Genomic DNA, 19,499 nt, shown 5'->3' with positions numbered 1-19,499 from the left:
GCCACATGGAGATTCGGTGCGCGGTTACTCTTCGGCGACCAAGTCGAGGTAGTCATCGCTCCAAAGATCCTCGTCACCGTCAGGCATCAGCAGCACCCGTTCGGGGTTAAGCGCCTTGACCGCGCCCTCGTCATGAGTGACCAGAACGATGGCGCCTTCGTATTTGGCGATGGCCTTGAGGATTTCGTCACGTGAGACCGGGTCGAGGTTGTTCGTTGGCTCATCGAGCAGTAGCACGTTCGCGCGCGAAGTCACCAACGTCGCCAGTGCGAGTCTCGTCTGCTCGCCGCCGGAAAGTACCTTGGCCGGTTTGAACGCGTCGTCGCCGGAGAAGAGGAAGCTGCCGAGAATGGACCGGGCGTGGGTGTCGTCAAGATCGGGGGCGACGTGCTGCAGGTTCTCGAGCACGGTCGCGTCCATTTCCAATGTGTCGTGCTCCTGTGCGAAATAGCCGATTTTGCAGCCGTGACCGTAGACGACCTCGCCGGTATCGGGCTTGTCCTCACCGGCCAGAATGCGAAGTGTCGTCGTCTTGCCAGCGCCGTTGTAACCAAGGATAACCACGCGGGAACCCTTGTCGATGGCCAGATTGATGCCTGTGAAGACAATATTGGAGCCGAATGCCTTGGAGATTTCTTTGGCCATAATCGGCGTCTTGCCGCAGGGCGCGGGTTCGGGGAAGCGGATGTCGGCCACCTTCTCTTGCCGTTCGGCTTCGCTGGTTTCTGAAAGCAAGCGTTCCGCGCGACGCATCATGTTCTGTGCCGCAACTGCCTTGGTTGCTTTGGCATGCAGGCGGATACCCTGCCTCATCAGGCGTGCGGCCTTCTTTTCAGCCACTTCACGTTCGCGGCGACGACGCTCCTCGTCCACCACACGCTGCTTCAAGTAGGCCTTCCAGCCCAGCGAATACATATCGATCTGGGCGGTCTGCGCGTCCAAGTGCCAGATCTTGTTGACCACTTCGTCCAGCAGTTCCGTTGAATGGGAGATGACAAGGAACCCGCCCTCGAAACGCTTGAGATAGCCGCGCAGCCACTCGATGGAATCCGCATCCAAATGGTTGGTTGGTTCGTCGAGGATTAACGTGTTGGCGTCGGAGAACAAAATTCTTGCCAGTTCAATACGACGTTTCTGGCCGCCGGAAAGCGTGCCGATCGGTTGCTGCATCACGTCGTTAGGAAGACCAAGGCTCGCTGCCATGGAAATGGCTTCGGATTGCGCTGCGTAGCCGCCGGCCTTGTCGAACGCCTGCATGGCCTTGTCGTACTTATCCATCGCCTTTTCCATGACCTTCGGGTTCTCGTTGGTCATTTCCTTTTCGGCCTTGCGCATACGCTTGATGATGGCGGCGATATCGCGAGCACTCATCATACGGTCGAGTGCGCTCTGTTCGGGGTCGTCGGCGTGGGTGTCCTGCGGCAGATAGCCGAGCTTGCCGGAAACGCGCACCCTGCCGGCCGTGGGGAGCAGGTCGCCGGTGATGACGCGGGTGAGGGTGGTCTTGCCTGCGCCGTTTCGTCCGACGAGGCCGATCTTGTCGCCCTTGCTCACATGAAAATCAGTGGGATTGAGCAGCGTCCGTGCCCCGATCTGAATTTCCAGCCCTTGCGCCTCGATTGCCATACCTTGTTACCCATCCTGTTGTCATCACGAAATTGCGGCGAATATACCAACATGCCATCATAGCGACACGTCTGCTTTTACCGAATAATAATTGTGTTCTGTAATTTGCATAACAGCAAAAAACTTGGATTTCTGCTTCTGAAGAAGTCGCAGAGCACTTTCTTTGTTGTTTTTGGTTACCGGCAACGACCTGCAAAGTATTGGCTGGCTTGGCACATAGTCGAACAATTGTTCGAACCGTCCACTATGATGGGATATCCTACAGTGGAGCATTCGGCATCAAGCGGAGGTAAGCATTGGCAACAGCATCGACGGCGCACAAATCAGGGAAAACCGGTGACTCGTCGGCAAGTGTGGTGGCGCAGAAGCTGATGGACAGCGATTCGTTCCTGTCCCAAGAGATCGCAAAGGCGCCCTTGCGTAAGACCGGCAATTCGCTGGTGGCGGACATTTCGCATATTCCCAGCGATCTGAAGATCACGGTTCAGGGCGCTCGCGAACACAACCTGAAGAACATCGACCTTGCCATCCCGCGCAACCGCATGGTTGTATTCACCGGGCTTTCCGGTTCCGGAAAGTCTTCGCTGGCGTTCGATACATTGTTTGCCGAGGGGCAGCGGCGTTATGTCGAATCCTTGAGTGCCTACGCTCGCCAGTTCCTGGGGCAGATGGACAAGCCGGATGTCGATTTCATTGAGGGACTGAGCCCGGCCGTCTCCATCGACCAGAAGACCACCAACCGCAACCCGCGTTCCACGGTCGGTACCATCACCGAAATTTACGATTATCTGCGACTTCTGTTTTCCCGCACCGGCATCCCGCATTGCCCGGTTTGCGGCGAGGTCGTCAGCGCCCAGACACCGCAGCAGATGGTCGATACATTGATGAAGAAGCCGGAAAAGACCCGCTTCCAGATTCTTGCGCCGGTCGTCCGCGGTCGTAAAGGCGAATTCGAAGACCTGCTTGAGCTGCTGCGCGGCGATGGCTATTCCCGTGCGTTGATTGACGGCAAGATGTGCCAGCTTTCCGACGACATCAAGCTGACCAAGCAGAAAAAACACACTATTGAAGTAGTGGTCGATCGCTTGGTTATCAAGGACGGCATTCGCCAGCGCCTCACCGATTCCATCGAAACCGCGCTGAAACTCGCCAAAGGCATCGTGGTCATCGATTACGTCGACTTAGACGAGAAGGATCCGAACCGCCGTGAACCGTTCAGCGAGAAACGTTCCTGCCCGAACGGCCATCAGTTGGAGCTTGATGAAATCGAGCCCCGTACGTTCTCCTTTAACGCCCCATATGGTGCGTGCCCTGATTGTGACGGCATCGGCTATAAGCTGGAGATCGACCCTGAGCTGGTTATTCCTGATCCAAGCAAATCACTCAACGAGAACGCCATCGAACCTTGGGGCATGACCAAAGGCACCGGCGAATATTACCGTCACGTGCTCGAAGGCCTTGGCGAAGAAATGGGCTTCAGCCTTGACACCCCATGGAAAGACCTACCTAAAAAGGTACAGCACGCCATCATGTATGGCCATGATTTCAAGGTCAAGGTTTCCTATCGCAACCGCTGGGGACGTTTGCGCGAATACAGCACCGGCTTCGAAGGCGTGGTGCGCACGCTCATGCGTCGCCATGACGAAACAGACTCCGACCAGATGAAGCTCTATTACGAGTCCTATATGCGTGAAGTGCCTTGTCAGACCTGCCAAGGCAAACGCCTACGTCCTGAGGTGTTGGCGGTCACCGTCGACGGTAAATCCATTGCCGACGTCTGTGATATGCCGGTCGAACGCAGTCTCAAATGGATTCGCTCACTGAAACTTGAAGGCTCCGCCGCGCTGATTGCCGGCGAGGTCTTGAAGGAAATCCGTGCCCGTCTTGGCTTCATGAACGATGTCGGATTGAATTATCTAACACTCTCGCGCGCCGCAAAAACGCTTTCCGGCGGAGAAGCGCAGCGCATACGTCTGGCCACGCAGATTGGCAGCGGACTCGTCGGCGTGATGTACGTGCTCGATGAGCCATCCATCGGCTTGCATCAGCGCGATAACGAACGGCTGATCAAGACTCTGCATCACCTGCGTGACCTCGGCAATACGCTGATCGTGGTCGAACACGATCAGGAGACCATCGAAAAGGCCGACTGGCTGGTTGACATCGGTCCAGGCGCCGGCGAACGCGGCGGAGAAGTTGTCTACTCCGGTCCGGCCGCTCATGTGGTCGACGCTCCACGTTCCATCACTGGCGACTACATCGCCGGCCGACGGACCATCGAGGTGCCGAAAAAGCGTCGCAAAACCGATAAGAACCGGCAACTTAAAGTTATCGGGGCGCGTGAGAACAACCTCAAGAACATCAACGTTTCCATTCCCTTGGGCGTAATGACCTGCATCACCGGCGTCTCCGGTTCAGGCAAGTCGACGCTGATCAATTCGATTCTCTACCCATCGTTGGCCGACAAACTCAACGGCGCACGCATTGTACCGGGCAAACACACCCGCGTCGAAGGCATTGAACAGTGCGACAAGGTCATCCATGTCGATCAGAACCCGATCGGCCGTACTCCGCGCAGCAACCCTGCCACTTATACCGGCGTATGGGACAAGATCCGTCAGTTGTTCGCCAAGACGCCTGAGGCTCAAGTTCGCGGCTACGGTCCGGGACGTTTCTCGTTCAATGTCAAAGGTGGGCGTTGCGAAGCCTGCCATGGCGACGGTACCATCAAGATCGAAATGAACTTCTTGCCTGATGTCTATGTGCAATGCGAGGAATGCCATGGCAAGCGCTACAACCGCGAGACGCTCGAGGTGAAGTACAACGGCAAGTCCGTGGCCGACGTGCTCAACATGCCGATTTCCGAGGCGGCCGACTTCTTCAAGGCCTACACCGGCATCTCGCGCTATCTTGACACGTTGGTTGACGTCGGCCTCGGCTACATTCGACTTGGCCAGCCCGCGACCACGCTTTCCGGCGGTGAATCCCAGCGTGTGAAGCTTGCCACCGAGCTGCAGCGCCGTTCCACTGGTCGTACGATCTACATTCTAGATGAGCCGACCACTGGTCTGCATTTCGAGGATGTCCGCAAGTTGCTGCAAGTGCTGCAGGGCTTGGTCGACAAAGGCAACACGGTCATCGTCATCGAACACAACCTTGACGTGGTCAAGTCCGCGGACTGGATCATCGACCTCGGCCCCGAAGGCGGCGACGGCGGCGGAACCATCGTCACACAAGGCACGCCGGAACATGTGGCCAAGTGCGAAAAGAGCTGGACGGGCAAGTATCTGAGCCCTATGCTCGGGTAACCCATTGCTGTGTAAGTTGATGATTGCAGTCAGATTCGAAAGCGATTTGATGCGAACATCAGTACTGGACTATATCGGAGCGATAGTTCATTTTGGTAAAGCGAGCGGTCAGTGGCATTTATGCATGACTGCGTTGGATAATGGCATAAGCTGTTAGATTTTTGAAACGAAAGGGCGGAATGGCGGTAACGGCGAACGAACAGCGAAACGGAGACAACACCGGCTGGCGCAAGACAACACGCAAGCTTGGGGACACCCGCGACCTGTTTCGCCCAGCCACCAGTGATATTCCTACCGATCCGGGCGTCTACAAATGGCGTGACGGTGATGGCAGGGTCATCTATGTCGGCAAAGCCAAGAATCTGCGTAATCGCCTCACCTTCTATTTCCAGCCCTTGAGCGAGCTGCATCCGCGCACGCAGAACATGGTGTTGACCGCCCGCAGCCTAGAGTGGACGGTGGTCGGCACCGAGCTTGAGGCGCTTACCCTTGAATACACATGGATCAAGGAATTCGATCCAAGATTCAACGTCGTGTTCCGTGATGATAAGACCTATCCCTATCTAGCAGTTTCTTTAGGTGAAAAGTATCCGCGGGTATGGGTCACACGAAATCGCAAACGTCGTGACACCAGATATTTTGGTCCGTACGCAAAGGCATGGGATCTGCGTCAGAGCCTTGACAAACTGCTTAAGGCATTTCCTGTACGGACCTGCACCAAAAACGTCTTCAACCGCGCCCAAATGACCGACCGTCCGTGTCTACTCGCTTCCATCGGCAAATGTTCGGCGCCTTGCGTCGGACGCATCAGTGAGGAAGACCACCGCCGCATGTGCGAGCGGCTGGTCGGTGTGCTCACCGGGCGTTATGGCACATCGTTTATAGCCGGGCTGACCAAAGAGATGAAGCAGGCCAGCCAAGACATGGAATTCGAAAAAGCGGCACGCCTGCGTGACCAGATTTCCATGCTCAAAACCGTCTCGGAACAGAACGCGGTCGTCTTTGACCAGGATGTTGACGCCGACGTGTTCGGCATGGAATCGGACGAACTCGAGGCCTCGGTTCACGCTTTCTTCGTGCGTTCCGGGTCGATTCGTGGCGAGCGCAACTGGAGTGTCAAGCGTGTGGAGGATATTGACGATGCCAACCTCATCGCTGATCTCATCACGCAGGTCTATTCCGATTTGATGGGGGAGACGGACAGCCAGGCCAGTACGCCTCTTAACCTGCCGAGCAACGGCGAGGATCTGTTGGAACAGAATGGTGATGTCTTAGACGATTCTGAGATTCTTGGTAATAACGGGATGCAAACGCAAGGTTCGATTGATGATTCAAAGCGTGAAGACATCCATTCGGATTCTGATTCCCACGATAATGAAATCGGAATCAGTAGCCATGACAAGGTTGAGGATTCCAATAATTCAGCCGATGTGAATAATTCTGATGCTGTTCCGGCTGCCGCCAATGGCGCCATCAACATTGTCGAACGTCGCGACGCGTTGGGAGCCACCCAAAGCATCACTGCTACCGACAGCCTTTCGCGCGCTCAGGCGACGCACATTCGTCGTGAGCGCCAGATGCAGACCGGACGCAGTGATTTGCTCGCTCCTATCGCTCCGGTTCCTCGTGAGGTGCTGGTACCGATCGAGCCTGCACGTCGCGGCGAACTTGAGGAATGGCTCAGCTCTTTGCGCGGTGCTGCCGTCACCATTCGTGTGCCCAGTCGCGGTGAGAAAAAGACATTGATGGACCGCGCCGACAGCAATGCCAAACAGGCGTTGCAACGCAGCAAAATGAGCAGGATCAGCGACATCGGCGCCCGGACGCAGGCGATGAACGACGTTGCCAAGGCACTGGGACTGAGCGAATCGCCATTGCGCATCGAAGGCTACGATATCTCGAACACCATCGGCGGCATCTATCAGGTTGCTTCAATGGTGGTGTTCGAAGATGCAATCGCCAAAAAGTCCGAATACCGTCGCTTTGCCATCCGTGGCAAGGACGGCAAAGGCGCGCTTGACGATCTGAGCGCCATGTATGAGACACTCACCCGCCGGTTCCGGCACGGAAACATCGCCGGCGATACTGGTGAAAGCATCGACAACGAGAAACGCATCGAGCAGGCGCAAGCAGCGTCAAAAAACGAATCGGCTCACGGTGAGTATGGCATTGACGTCAGTGCCAGTGGAAAGACCGACACCGTTACCGGCAGTGCGACTGGAAACGTTCAGAATTCCGAAGTCCGTGGCCTAACCAGCGCCGATGCCGTCGTGCAGCAGGATACCCATCCGCGTCATTTCGCCTACAAACCGAACCTCATCGTGGTCGACGGTGGCAAGCCCCAGGTCGAAATCGCAGCAAAAGCACTGAAAGATTGTGGTGTGAACGATGTTGCGGTTTGCGGTTTGGCAAAAAGGCTCGAAGAAGTCTGGATACCAGGTGAGGATTACCCGCTTATCCTCAAACGCCAGTCCGAGGGGATGTACCTGTTGCAACGCGTTCGTGACGAATCCCATCGTTTCGCCATCACCTACCATCGCAAGTCGCGCCGCAAAGGAGCCCTTCGTTCCGCGCTTGATGACATTCCAGGCATCGGCGAAAGTTACCAGAAGAAGCTGCTTCGTGCCTTCGGATCGGTCAAGGGCATTCGCAATGCCAGTATGGAGAATTTAGAGGGTGTCAATGGGATCGGTGAAGCCAAGGCACAGGCCATCTATCAAGCTCTTCATACTGATGCCAACAAACCTGACGTTTCAGAAGAGGCCATATCGCGGACAAAGCAGGTACCGAACAGTAAAAAATGACTTATAAACTAGACGAGCAGCCAGCAGATCAGATTAGCGGGCACGTGACGAATCGACGGGAGGGAACGTCAACCAATGGGTAATAAGATCAACCACCGTTGTGCTGTTTTGGGCAGGCCCATCTCCCATTCGCTTTCACCTGTGCTGCACAACGCGGCCTACAAGTCGCTTGGGCTCACAGATTGGCATTACACCCGCGTTGAAGTCGGTGAAGAGGATTTGGCGCATTTTCTTCAGACATTGGATTCTTCATGGGCGGGATTAAGCCTCACGATGCCGTTGAAACGGACGATTCAGCCGTACGGAACCCCGTGTGACACCTGGTCACGGCGACTTCTGGTTGCCAATACCGCTGTGTTCGACTGGTCTGCAGAAACGACGAAACCGAATATCAGGCTCTATAACACCGATGTGGAAGGTATCGAGCAGGCGTTCGAGCATTTTTGGCGTATTTCGCATTGCGAGGCTCGCAACAAATCGGCCACCGACATCGGTAAACAAAACGGATCAGCCAATGAACATCAAAGCGCGAAAGCGGTTATTCTTGGTAATGGCAATACAGCGCTTTCAGCCATGGCCGCATGCACGGAAATGACGGTTCCCGAATCAGGAGCCATCGCAAAGGTGACGGTCTGTGCGCGGCACCATCATGACAACGATCCGATGAAGCGTTTGGCGGAATCAAAACCGGGGCTTTCCTACCATCAGGTGCCGCTCCTCGAAGCCACGAGGCACTTGGTACAGGCTGATGTTGTGATTAACACCATACCGGCGCATGGAGCCGATGAGACCGCAGGACGACTTGAGAAGATCTTTACTGGCGTTTCCCCGGCCCCGTTCCACGGAACGCTTCTGGACGTGGTTTATGATCCGCGTCCGACCAGACTTATGAAAATTTGGCTTAAAGGTGGCGGGAAAGTTATCGGTGGTGAAGAAATGTTACTCTATCAGGCTATTGCACAGATACGATTGATGACGGTAGGGGCGCATATCATAGGAACGGCAGATTTTGAGCAGGCGATGAGAAGCGCCCTACAGGAGGCACTGTGAGTTCGGAAACGCAAGGACCGGAAGACACCGGAGATCAGGTCGAAAAGACGGCCCCTGCCCCCCAAAATGCAAATTCATCCTCTCCGAAGGCCGATGACGAGCCGAAACCGGCCAAGGAATTTGAGGTCATGCTTATTACGGGCATGAGCGGTGCAGGTCGTTCTCATGCCGCAGATTGTGTTGAGGATATGGGTTGGTATGTGGTCGACAACCTTCCTCCGAAACTTTTGATTCCGTTGGTCGATATGATGACCTCTTCCGGTTCGAAAGTCCATAGGCTTGCAGCGGTCATTGACGTGCGTTCGCGGAGCTATTTCGATGATCTTTCAGCGGTTTTGAGCCATTTGGATGACCTGGGAGTGCGTACACATATCCTGTTCCTCGACGCAAGTGATAAGGTCTTGGTCCAACGTTACGAATCCGTCCGTCGGCCGCATCCTCTGCAGCACGGCAACCGTCTTATTGACGGGATCCATGAGGAACGTGAGCTGCTTTCCAATTTGAAGGAGCGGGCCGATACGGTCATCGACACCTCGTCGCTGAGCATTCACCAACTTTCGACAAAGCTTTATGATGCGCTGCTGGGCAAGGGCGCGAAAACCGTGTCTGTCCACATTTTCAGCTTCGGCTTCAAATACGGGATTCCGCTTGATGCTGATTTCGTCGCCGATGTCAGGTTCCTGCCCAATCCCTATTGGGTGCCGAGTCTTCGCGAACTCAACGGCAATGATCAGCCGGTCAGCGATTACGTATTATCCAACCCGCGCGCCAAAGAATTCCTTGATGCTTACGAAAAAGCCATCATGGTGGCGATAAAAGGTTACGCTCAGGAAGATAAACACTATGTCACAATTGCAGTCGGATGCACTGGAGGTCAGCATCGTTCCGTTGCGATAAGCAACGAGCTGGCGAAGCGTTTCCGTACTCATGGGCTCAGCGTGAGCGTATCCGCAAGGGAACTGCACCGACATGAGCGACAATAGCATTGATTGATATGTTTCGATTGTTCCAGGCATATCATTGTTGTGAATATTCGATTACGGACATGGAAATAGGCAAGGGAAAGTAAAACGATGGATTCTTGTCCAAGTCATTCGCTATCACAGATAGCCGTGGCATGGCGTGAGATGACTCCGTTTAATGTTCCAATTACACTTACATGAAGAACGGGAAGTAGGAGGTTGGGCTTTGGCTCTTCTGAACGAGGTCAAAAGCGAGCTGGCAAGCGTACAAACGGATCTGCCGGCTGCGAAAATGGCGCAAGCCGCGACGATGATGCGGTTTGGGGGAGGTTTGCGGCCTGTCGACAACAAGGCCGTCATCCGTGCGCAATTTGATTCGCTTGAGGCCACTGAATGGCTGCGCAAGACTATCGCACATTATTTTCAGCGTGAGGCAAAAGTTACCAAAGTCACCAGGCAGACCCCTAATGGGGTCGTGCAACGTTACGATCTTCTCGTCGACCGTGGAGCCACGGCACTTGCCCTCCAGACCGGCTTGCTCGATCGTAGGATGCATTTAGTAAAAGGTTTGCCTGCTGATGTCATCAGTGGCAATATCGCCCAGATTAAGGCTGCCTGGAGAGGTGCCTTTCTTGCACGAGGCATGATCTCCGATCCCGGCAAATCAAGTTACCTTGAAATCATCTGTCCTTCGCATGAGACGGTGACTGCGCTGCAAGGAGCCGCCCGTAGGCTTGGGATTTCGGCCCAGGCGCGTAAGGTTCGCAGCTCTGAGCGTATTACGCTGCGGGATTCGGACTCTATCGAGCGAATGCTCATGCTCATGGGAGCGCCCCGATCCGCACGCGAATGGACGGGGAAGCGCACTGACGGCGAGGCCCGAGGCAAAGCGAATCGTCTCGCGAATTTCGACGATGCGAATATGCGCCGCAGCGCCAAGGCGGCTGCGGAGGCCACACAGAAAGTCAAGCAGGCCTTCGAAATTCTTGGGGACGATATTCCTGAGAACCTTAAGGCAGCCGGTGATCTGAGACTTCAACACACGGATGCCAGTTTGGAGGAACTCGGTCGTTTGTCCGATCCGCCTATCACGAAAGATGCCATCGCTGGTCGTATCCGCCGTTTGCTGCAGCTTGCCGCCAAGACGAAGCGTGCGCAGGAGCAGCAGCAGAACCAGTAGTCTGGGGTATCCACTGCGACGGTCCCAGTTTGTTGAAGTGTCAGTATACCAGTGACGCCAGTCGCTCGGTTTCACAGAAGCTTCAATGCATTGGAAATATTTTTGGGCTGTTTTGCTGTGAGCGTTAACAATATAAGTCGTTTTTGGCGGAGTTTATCCGACAAAATGGCTTTGTTGTTGGGCGAGGAATGTACCATAGCTAGTGACATAAGTCATAATTTTGTACTCTTTTCTTGGCTGGAGAAAATGATTTTTCCGGCTGAGAGTGGTTTTTCAAGGAAAGGATACCAATGAGGACACTCAAGGATTTAGGAGATCTGAAAGACAAGAAGGTTCTTGTCCGTGCTGATTTCAACGTGCCGCTGAAGGGCACCACCATCACCGATGACGGACGTATTCGTGCCGCTTTGCCAACCATCAAGGAACTGCGCGCCGACGGTGCCAAAGTCATTCTGATGGCTCATCTCGGCCGTCCGAAGGGCAAGGCTGTTCCTGAGCTTTCGCTGGCGCCTGTCGCCAAGCGTCTGAGCGAGCTGCTCGGCGTTGACGTGACGCTTGCCAGCGACACTTACGGCCCGGACGCCCAGGCCAAGGTCGCTGCCATGAAGGACGGCGACGTTGTGTTGCTGCAGAACGTTCGTTACAATCCCGAAGAAACCAGCAAGGACGACGCCGAGCGCGCTGCCTATGCCAAGAAGATCGCCGCTTTGGGCGATGTCTTCGTCTCTGACGGCTTTGGTGTCGTGCACCGCGCACAGGGCTCCGATTACGATGTGGCGGCCGATCTGCCGAGCGCAGCCGGCAAGCTCATCGAGAAGGAAGTCAAGGCGCTGTCCCGCGCCACCGAGAATCCGGAGCGTCCGTTCACCGTCGTGCTCGGCGGCTCGAAGGTCTCCGACAAGCTCGGTGTCATCGAGAACCTGCTGAAGAAGGCCGATCGCCTCCTGATCGGCGGTGGCATGGCCTACACGTTCCTCGCGGCCAAGGGCTATGAGGTCGGCACCTCCCTTCTTGAGAAGGACCAGATCGAGACTGTCAAGGGCTACATGGACGAGGCCAAGAAGAACGGCGTCGAGCTGATTCTCCCCGTCGACGTCGTGGTCAACAAGGGATTCCCGGATGGCAACACCCCGGTCAACCCGCAGGTCGTCGATGCTGACAAGATTCCTTCCGACATGATGGGTCTTGACATCGGCCCGAAGACCCAGAAGATCTTCCACGACAAGATCGTCGATTCCAAGACGGTTGTGTGGAACGGTCCCGCTGGCGTGTTCGAGGTCGAGCAGTTCCAGGCCGGCACGAAGGCCGTTGCCCAGGGCATGGTTGACGCCACGGCCAAGGGTGCTTTCACCATCGTTGGTGGCGGCGATTCCGCTTCTGCAGTGCGCAACCTCGGCTTCCCTGAGGATGGCTTCTCACACATCTCCACCGGTGGCGGCGCCTCCCTCGAGTTCCTCGAAGGCAAGACCCTGCCTGGCCTTAAGGTGCTGGAGTAATCGATTCGAAACCGTTGGTGGTGCAGCGCGTTAAAGGTGAGTAGCCGAGGTGCGCTACACTACTAACAGGAATGTTTGCGGACATGCCGTTTGGTATGTCCGCATTCTTTTTGACGATGGATTGCTGCGGTGGGCCTTTGGTCTGTCGTGTCAATCCAAAACTGATATGCGATGAATCCGCAAGTCGGGAAGGAAAGCAATGTCCTCTGCACGTATTCCGTTGGTGGCTGGCAATTGGAAGATGAATTTTGATCATCTTGAAGCCACGTATTTCGTGCAAAAGCTCGTCTGGCTCCTGCGTGACGCGCATTTCGATTACAAACGCTGCGAAGTAGCATTGATGCCTTCTTTCACCTCGATTCGCAGCGTCCAGGTGTTGGTTGACGCCGACAAGTTGAAGATCAACTACGGTGCCCAGTCCGTTTCGGTCACCAATCAAGGCGCGTTCACCGGCGATGTCTCGGCTGACATGCTGGCTCAGCTTGGCTGCAAATATGTCATCGTAGGGCACTCCGAACGACGTAAATATCATCCTGAGGATGACGCCAACATCGTCGACCAGGTACGTGCAGTATTGACTGCCGGCATGCAGCCGATTCTCTGTGTTGGCGAGAGCATGGAAGAGCGGCGCAAGGGCATCGAGCTCGACTTTGCGGTCGGCCAGGTCCACGATGTCACGCGCGATCTTTCCGATGAGGAAGCGGCCAAGCTGGTCATCGCCTACGAACCTGTCTGGGCCATTGGCACAGGTCTTGTGGCGACACCTGAGAGCGCTCAGGACGCGGCTAAGGCCATTCGTAGCAATCTCCATGAGACCTTTGGCTCGAAGGTCTCCGATGTTGTCCGTATCCTTTACGGTGGCTCTGTGACTTCCAAGAACGCTGTCGAGCTCATCGGTCAGCCCGATGTCGACGGATTCCTTATCGGAGGTGCGTCACTTGATGCTGACGAACTCGCCAAGATCTGCCGTCTTACGTTGAAAACAGTGACTTCTTCTCGCTGATTAATGAGACATTTTCCGTACTGTGCGGTATACTGAGTAACTAGTGTTTCGAATTGGAGGTTCAACTGTGTCGACAATGGCTATCGTCAAGCTGGTTCTGCAAATCATCCTTGTTATCTTCAGCATCCTGTTGACCTTGCTGATTCTCATGCACAAGGGCAAGGGCGGCGGCCTTTCCGACATGTTCGGCGGCGGTCTCACCCAGAACGCAGGCACCTCCGGTGTCGCGGAAAAGAACCTGAACCGTTGGACGATTGTCATCGCGCTGCTGTGGGTCGCCATCATCATCGCTTTGGGTCTGATGACCAAGTTCAATCTGATTAAGTGATTTCTTAGATATTCGATATATGCGTTTCATGAATTATTCATGAAACGCATTTTTTGTATTCTTAGATATTTCGTACTTTAAATGGTTTCAATCGAGCGTTATGGGAATAGAAACATATGAGGAATACTGATTTGTCAGCTGGTGGCAAGCTGCTGGTCGTGGACTTGGATCTGACCGCACTGTGCGGCGACGAATACGGCGAGCGATGGCTTTCGGAACGCAGTGAGAAGGCTTTCGCAGCAGCACGACAGGCCGGTAACATGGTGATGGTGGCGACGGCTAGGCCGCCAATGACGGCCTATGATTTGGTCCATCGCATCGGTGCCTCGGCTTGCGCATACCATAATGGTGGCGCCGTGGATTTGGATTGCGAACATTCTTCTTTAATGGAATTAAGTGATGACCAAAGTACCGGGAATAGCAATATTCTTCGGTTCGGTGTTCCTGTCCGACGTTGCCTAGAAGTTTGTTGTCAGCTGCTATCCCAGATTCCAAAACTGAGAATCGGTATCGAATTTAACGACACTCGTTACACGAATTTCGATTTGACCGAGGTCTGGCCGTCCCAGGAATACAAACTAACCGACTTCAGCGATCTGCCGGTCGGAATGGCTGAAAAGATCCTGATGTTTCCGACCCAAGAGCAGCGAGAACAGGTCAGGGCTTTGGTACCGAGTGATATGGCACTGCTTATTTCTGAAGACGTTCTTTGGTTGCTGATGAATCCAAAAGCCACGAAATTGGACGCGACGAATCTGGCCTGTCAACATTTCGGCATACCGCTTTCGAATACCATCGCATTTGGTGATGATTTGATTGACATGGATTTGCTGGAACATGCAGGTTGCGGCGTGGCCGTGGCCAACGCCAAGCCGGAACTGAAAACCATTGCGAATGAAATCTGTCCGTCAAACAACGATGACGGTGTGGCTCAATGGATTGAAAAGCAGCTGTAATCATTTTTTGTCGTGCCTGTTTTGAACTGTCCAAGAATAACAATATTTCAAATAGTTAAAAGAAAAATGAAATATATTTCACCGAATATGTTCGAGTCTTATGGATTGCGATTGTTGTATAGGCCTCTTTCTGATAGAAGACTGAGAGCTATAAACATCACTGGAATTAAATTGATTCTGTGGATGACAGCCAATGTATTGTCAGCGTAATGCCGAAAATAGATATGACTGTAATAGAATGAATTTGTTCGGCATCGACAGCGTTTGAATCACAAATTTAAGAATTGTAAACGGTTCTTTGAATTGGGTCATTATTTTGTCAAGCATAATTGCAGATAAAAGGGAGTAGTTCTATGATCAAGCAGCCTGAAGCATATACGGTTGTAAGGGGAGAGGGGCTGCCCATCATTCTTGTCCATGGTATGGGCGTTGATCATCGGTCGCTGATGGTGCTTGATGATGCCTTCCCTGAGGGCACGCAGCGTATTTATATGGATTTGCCGGGGTACGGTCAGACTCGTGCGTTGCCAGATGTTGGGGGATTACCTGAGCTTGCCGAATGGTTCACGAATGCCGTCAATGAGTTGGTTGGTAACAAACGCTTTGCCTTGCTCGGTAATTCCATGGGTGGAGCTTTGGTTCGTGACACGCTTTCACGGGAACCAAAGCGAGTCATTGGTGTTGCTTTGATTGCTCCGGTTGTTGATCCGGTAATGTCACATCGTCATTTGGCCAAGCATGTCGTCAACGAAGCCAATCCTGATTTAACCCATAATTTGCCGCAGGATAAGGTCATTGATTTTGTCACGATGGGTGTCAACCAGTCCTTCGATGCCTGGAGGCGTTATCAGCGCTATATCCTCCCTGGAACCAAGCTCTGTGACCGCGATGCCAACACCAAGCTGGGCCAGCGCTATTGGCTCGATGGTGACCCCGAACAACGTTTGGGAACTTACGCCGGACCAACCCTCATTGTCACCGGTAAAGAAGATCAGGTGGTCGGCTACGAAGATCAGAAAGCCCTGCTCTCGCACTATCCCAATGCAGTTTACAAAGTCATTGACCCCGCTGGTCACAATATCCACATCGATCAGCCCGAAGCCGTAAAATCACTCCTCGCGCAGTGGTCTTTCAAGTTATTGAATTGATAGCAGTTTTAATTTATTCGATATAAAAAGGGGCCCACGGATACATCTTGTATCCGTGGGCCCCTTTTGTTACGACTACCCGTTAAAGGGAATTAGCCAAAATCAGCCGTTGACGCGGTCGATACCGGCCTGGGTATCGGAAAGGACCGAATCCCAAGAAGCGATGAACTTGGCAACGCCGTCAGCTTCGAGCTGGTCGGTGACATCCTTGATGTTGATGCCGAGGGCGGCGAGCTTGTCCATGATGGCTTGGCTCTCCTCATAGGTGCCTTCGATGCTCGGTTTGCCGTCACCGTGATCGGCGAGAGCGTTGAGTGTCTTTTCAGGCATGGTGTTGACAACGTCAGGAGCGACGAGTTCGTCAACATACTTGCAGTCGGAGTAGGCGGCGTTCTTGGTGCCGGTGGAAGCCCACAACGGACGCTGCTTCTTGGCACCCTTGGCTTCAAGCGCAGGCCAGCGAGGATCGGAAGCGAACTTCTCTTGCCAGAGCTTATAAGCGAGACGGGCGTTGGCCACTGCGGCCTTGCCCTCAAGAGCCTTCGCTTCATCGGAGCCGTTGGCTTCGAGCAGCTTGTCCACGGCGGTGTCAACGCGGGAGACGAAGAACGATGCCACGGAAGCCATGTGCTTCAGATCATGACCGTTCTTGGCAGCCTGTTCCATGCCCTCGATGTAGGCGTCCATGACTTGACCATAGCGCTCGAGCGAGAAAATCAGCGTCACGTTGACGGAAATGCCCTTGGCAAGCGTGGCGGTGATGGCCGGCAGACCTTCGAGGGTTGCCGGGATCTTGATCAAAGCGTTCGGACGATCGACCATCTTCCAAAGCAGTTCAGCCTGCTTCTCGGTATTCTCGGTGTCGTGAGCCAGACGAGGATCAACCTCGATGGACACGCGGCCATCGACATAATCGGTCTTTTCGGCGACTTCGCGGAAGATGTCGGTGGCGTTACGAACATCGGTGGTGGTCAGTTCGCGAACGGCGTCTTCGACGTTGATTTTGCCGAGTTCCTTGAGCTGTTCATCGTAAGGTCCGACCTGAGCCAAGGCCTTCTGGAAGATGGACGGGTTGGTGGTCACGCCAACGACGTTCTTGGTATTGATGAGTTCCTGCAGATTGCCGGAAGTGATGCGGGTACGGTCAAGGTCATCGAGCCAGATCGAAACACCGGAATCACTGGTACGCTGCGTTGCTTCTGTCATATTGTTATCTCCTTATTCCAATGTTGGTATTGGAAAGATTCTTAATCTTAAAAGCGATGCGGTCATTCGCGGTTCTTACGAAATTCACGAATAACCGCATCGCTTATACATTTGAGGGTTAGCCTCAGGCGCGAGCCTCTTCGATAGAGGCCTCAGCGGCTTCGACCACGTGTTCGGCGGTGATGCCGAGGTCGATCATGTTTTGAGCGCCGTCACCCTGCAGGCCGAAACGCTCGATGGAAATCGGCTTGCCGTAGCTGCCGAGGTACTTGTACCAAGGCTGAGCGACGCCGGCTTCGATGGAAACACGAGCCTTGACGGAGGCGGGAAGCACGGCTTCCTTGTACTCGTCATCCTGTTCCTCGAACCATTCCATGGACGGCACGGAGACCACGCGGGCCTTAATGCCCTTGCTGGCGAGCGTCTTGACGCCTTCGACAGCCCACTGGACCTCAGAACCGCTGGCCATGATGATGACATCAGGCTCGCCATCGGTATCCACGAGGATGTAAGCACCCTTGCGCACGCCGTCACGCGCCTTCTCAGCGGTTTCAGGAAGTGTCGGCACACCCTGACGGGTCAAAATCATCGCGGTCGGCAGGGTGTTCTTCTTCTCGAAGAAGTAGCGGTAGGCTTCGGCGGTCTCAAACTCGTCGGCAGGACGAACGACTTCCATGTCAGGCATAGCGCGGAAGGCCGCGAGATGCTCGATCGGCTGGTGGGTCGGACCATCTTCGCCAAGAGCCACAGAATCGTGGGTCCAGACATAGAGGTTCGGAATCTTCATCAGCGCGGCGAGACGCACGGCCGGACGTTCGTAATCCGAGAACTGGAAGAACGTGCCACCGTACGGACGGGTATCGCTGCCCAACAGGATGCCATTGGTGATGGCACCCATGGCGAACTCGCGAACACCGAAGTGCAGCTGACGGCCGTAATCGCTGGCTTCAGGCCAGGTGCGGGTCTCGTCGGTCTTAGGACCGAAGGTCTCGGCACCATCGATGTCGGTCTTGTTGGAACCTGCGAGGTCGGCTGAACCGCCCCACATTTCCGGCATGACCTTGGCGATGGCGTTGATGACCTGACCAGAGGACTTGCGGGTGGCGTTCTTGTCGCCAACGGCGAAGCTCTTTTCGAGCTCGTCGATAGCCTCGTCGAAGCCTTCAGGAAGCTTGTGCGCCTTGATACGGTCATAGAGCTTGGACTGCTCAGGATTGGCCTTGCGCCAGGCGGCGAGCTTCTCGTCCCATTCCTTGTGAGCCTCGAGGCCACGGTCGGCGACCTTGCGAGCGTGAGCCAACGCCTCTTCGTCGATCTGGAAGTTGACATCGGGATCGAAGCCGAGAACCTTCTTGAGGCCCGCAACGGCTTCCGCACCAAGCTTGGAACCGTGAGCGGATTCGTTGTTGGTCTTGCCAGGGGTAGGCCAAGCCATCAGGGTGTCGACCTTGATGAACTTCGGACGGTCGGTGACCTTTTCAGCCTTGTCGAGTGCAGCGGCCAGAGCAACCGTGTCTTCCTTGTAGGAGCCGTCGGGCTGGACGAAGCTGACTTCGTCGGTGTACCAGCCATAAGCCTCATAACGCTTGAGGATATCCTCGGAGAAGGTGAGTTTGGTGTCGCCCTCGATTTGGATGTGGTTGGCGTCGAAAATCACGGTAAGGTTGCCAAGATGTTCATTGCCTGCAAGGGAGGATGCCTCCGAAGAGACGCCTTCCTCGACGTCGCCTTCACCGCAGATGACCCAGACCTTGTGGTCGAAGGGCGAAGTGCCTTCAGGCGCATTCGGATCAAGCAGACCGCGTTCGAAACGCTGGCCATAGGCGAAGCCGACAGCCGAGGCAAGTCCCTGGCCGAGCGGGCCAGTGGTCATTTCCAGGCCCGGCGTAAGGCCGTACTCAGGATGACCCGGAGTGCGCGTATCGGCGCCACCGCGGAAGTACTTGAGATCATCAATGGTCAAGCCGTAACCGGAGAAGTAGAGCTGAACATACTGAGTCAATGAGGCATGCCCGCCAGAGAGAATGAAACGATCGCGACCATCCCAGGTGGGATCGTTTGGATCATGCTTGATGTAATGCTGGTAAAGCGTGTAGGCAATTGGAGCCAGGGAAATGGGGGAGCCCGGGTGGCCGTGGCCAGCCCGCTCAACCGCGTCCGCGGAGAGCACCTTCGCCATCTTGACGGCGCGCTCGTCCAAATCCGACCAAGTGAAATCGGTCATAGGTTTTACTTTCCTTCCAATATTCTGGATGCCGCCAACACGGCTTATTCCGCGCCGCTTAGCACCCTCACATTGCCCTTTCATGCTAACTTTAAGAGCCGACGAAAAGTTAGGTTTTGAACGTGTTTGGTTCGTTTTGTGTTGTTAGCGTTCACATCAACAAAGCCTTGAAATATGTTCGAATCTTCTGAGAGTGGAACAATTAGCA

At 54.6% G+C, this 19,499-nt stretch carries 12 protein-coding genes and 1 pseudogene; 10 read left to right on the top strand and 3 right to left on the bottom strand.

The genetic code is table 11. The features are described from left to right. Positions 1 to 24: 24 nt before the first annotated feature. Positions 25 to 1,626: an ABC-F family ATP-binding cassette domain-containing protein gene (locus tag PT275_RS03020; RefSeq protein WP_277152199.1), complete on the bottom strand. Its 1,602-nt coding sequence runs from the start codon at positions 1,624 to 1,626 to the stop codon at positions 25 to 27. A gap of 371 nt (positions 1,627 to 1,997) precedes the next feature. On the opposite strand from PT275_RS03020, the gene uvrA reads away from it, so the two are divergent. The 10 genes and pseudogenes from uvrA to PT275_RS02970 all read left to right on the top strand — a co-directional run bounded on the left by uvrA (position 1,998) and on the right by PT275_RS02970 (position 15,861). Further along, on the top strand, positions 1,998 to 4,934 hold the full coding sequence (gene uvrA / locus PT275_RS03015; protein ID WP_277153636.1) for an excinuclease ABC subunit UvrA: 2,937 nt from the start codon (positions 1,998 to 2,000) through the stop codon (positions 4,932 to 4,934). Positions 4,935 to 5,113: 179 nt separating this feature from the next. After that, entirely contained in the window at positions 5,114 to 7,738 is a 2,625-nt protein-coding gene (gene uvrC, locus PT275_RS03010; RefSeq protein ID WP_277152197.1) for an excinuclease ABC subunit UvrC, read from the top strand. A 75-nt stretch (positions 7,739 to 7,813) separates the two neighbouring features. Beyond that, on the top strand, positions 7,814 to 8,788 hold the full coding sequence (locus PT275_RS03005) for a shikimate dehydrogenase (protein WP_277152195.1): 975 nt from the start codon (positions 7,814 to 7,816) through the stop codon (positions 8,786 to 8,788). Positions 8,789 to 8,907: 119 nt separating this feature from the next. Beyond that, positions 8,908 to 9,771 (top strand): annotated as a pseudogene (gene rapZ, locus PT275_RS03000) (RNase adapter RapZ); the annotation flags it as partial. A gap of 205 nt (positions 9,772 to 9,976) precedes the next feature. Continuing rightward, positions 9,977 to 10,930, top strand: coding sequence for a DNA-binding protein WhiA (whiA, locus tag PT275_RS02995; RefSeq protein ID WP_277152191.1), 954 nt, complete (start codon positions 9,977 to 9,979; stop codon positions 10,928 to 10,930). A gap of 290 nt (positions 10,931 to 11,220) precedes the next feature. Beyond that, entirely contained in the window at positions 11,221 to 12,426 is a 1,206-nt protein-coding gene (locus tag PT275_RS02990; RefSeq protein WP_277152189.1) for a phosphoglycerate kinase, read from the top strand. Positions 12,427 to 12,625: 199 nt separating this feature from the next. Next, the gene (tpiA, locus tag PT275_RS02985) at positions 12,626 to 13,429 is read left to right on the top strand and encodes a triose-phosphate isomerase (protein ID WP_277152186.1); all 804 of its coding nucleotides are present in this window, start codon (positions 12,626 to 12,628) and stop codon (positions 13,427 to 13,429) included. Between the two features lie 76 nt (positions 13,430 to 13,505). Beyond that, positions 13,506 to 13,757 carry a preprotein translocase subunit SecG gene (secG, locus tag PT275_RS02980; protein WP_277153635.1) on the top strand — a complete coding sequence of 84 codons (252 nt, stop codon included), beginning with the start codon at positions 13,506 to 13,508 and terminating at the stop codon, positions 13,755 to 13,757. A gap of 131 nt (positions 13,758 to 13,888) precedes the next feature. Further along, positions 13,889 to 14,713, top strand: a complete 825-nt coding sequence (locus PT275_RS02975; protein ID WP_277152184.1) for an HAD hydrolase family protein — start codon at positions 13,889 to 13,891, stop codon at positions 14,711 to 14,713. Between the two features lie 353 nt (positions 14,714 to 15,066). After that, on the top strand, positions 15,067 to 15,861 hold the full coding sequence (locus tag PT275_RS02970) for an alpha/beta hydrolase (RefSeq protein WP_277152182.1): 795 nt from the start codon (positions 15,067 to 15,069) through the stop codon (positions 15,859 to 15,861). 102 nt (positions 15,862 to 15,963) lie between these two features. Here the strand turns inward: PT275_RS02970 and tal are convergent, their stop codons facing one another. Next, positions 15,964 to 17,067 carry a transaldolase gene (gene tal, locus PT275_RS02965; RefSeq protein ID WP_277152180.1) on the bottom strand — a complete coding sequence of 368 codons (1,104 nt, stop codon included), beginning with the start codon at positions 17,065 to 17,067 and terminating at the stop codon, positions 15,964 to 15,966. Between the two features lie 124 nt (positions 17,068 to 17,191). Beyond that, positions 17,192 to 19,291, bottom strand: coding sequence for a transketolase (gene tkt / locus PT275_RS02960; RefSeq protein WP_277152178.1), 2,100 nt, complete (start codon positions 19,289 to 19,291; stop codon positions 17,192 to 17,194). Positions 19,292 to 19,499 lie beyond the last annotated feature (208 nt).

Source organism: Bifidobacterium sp. ESL0745 (assembly GCF_029433335.1).
GTDB lineage: Bacteria > Actinomycetota > Actinomycetes > Actinomycetales > Bifidobacteriaceae > Bifidobacterium.
Note: the sequence above shows the minus strand (reverse complement) of the source record. Positions and strands in the feature narration are given on the sequence as shown.

Bases quoted from the DNA above. Each gene is read 5' to 3' on its own strand.
- PT275_RS03020 (WP_277152199.1), bottom strand. From the start codon at position 1,626: ATGGCAATCGAGGCGCAAGGGCTGGAAATTCAGATCGGGGCACGGACG.
- uvrA (WP_277153636.1), top strand. From the start codon at position 1,998: ATGGACAGCGATTCGTTCCTGTCCCAAGAGATCGCAAAGGCGCCCTTG.
- uvrC (WP_277152197.1), top strand. From the start codon at position 5,114: ATGGCGGTAACGGCGAACGAACAGCGAAACGGAGACAACACCGGCTGG.
- PT275_RS03005 (WP_277152195.1), top strand. From the start codon at position 7,814: ATGGGTAATAAGATCAACCACCGTTGTGCTGTTTTGGGCAGGCCCATC.
- PT275_RS02990 (WP_277152189.1), top strand. From the start codon at position 11,221: ATGAGGACACTCAAGGATTTAGGAGATCTGAAAGACAAGAAGGTTCTT.
- tpiA (WP_277152186.1), top strand. From the start codon at position 12,626: ATGTCCTCTGCACGTATTCCGTTGGTGGCTGGCAATTGGAAGATGAAT.
- secG (WP_277153635.1), top strand. From the start codon at position 13,506: ATGGCTATCGTCAAGCTGGTTCTGCAAATCATCCTTGTTATCTTCAGC.
- PT275_RS02970 (WP_277152182.1), top strand. From the start codon at position 15,067: ATGATCAAGCAGCCTGAAGCATATACGGTTGTAAGGGGAGAGGGGCTG.
- tal (WP_277152180.1), bottom strand. From the start codon at position 17,067: ATGACAGAAGCAACGCAGCGTACCAGTGATTCCGGTGTTTCGATCTGG.
- tkt (WP_277152178.1), bottom strand. From the start codon at position 19,291: ATGACCGATTTCACTTGGTCGGATTTGGACGAGCGCGCCGTCAAGATG.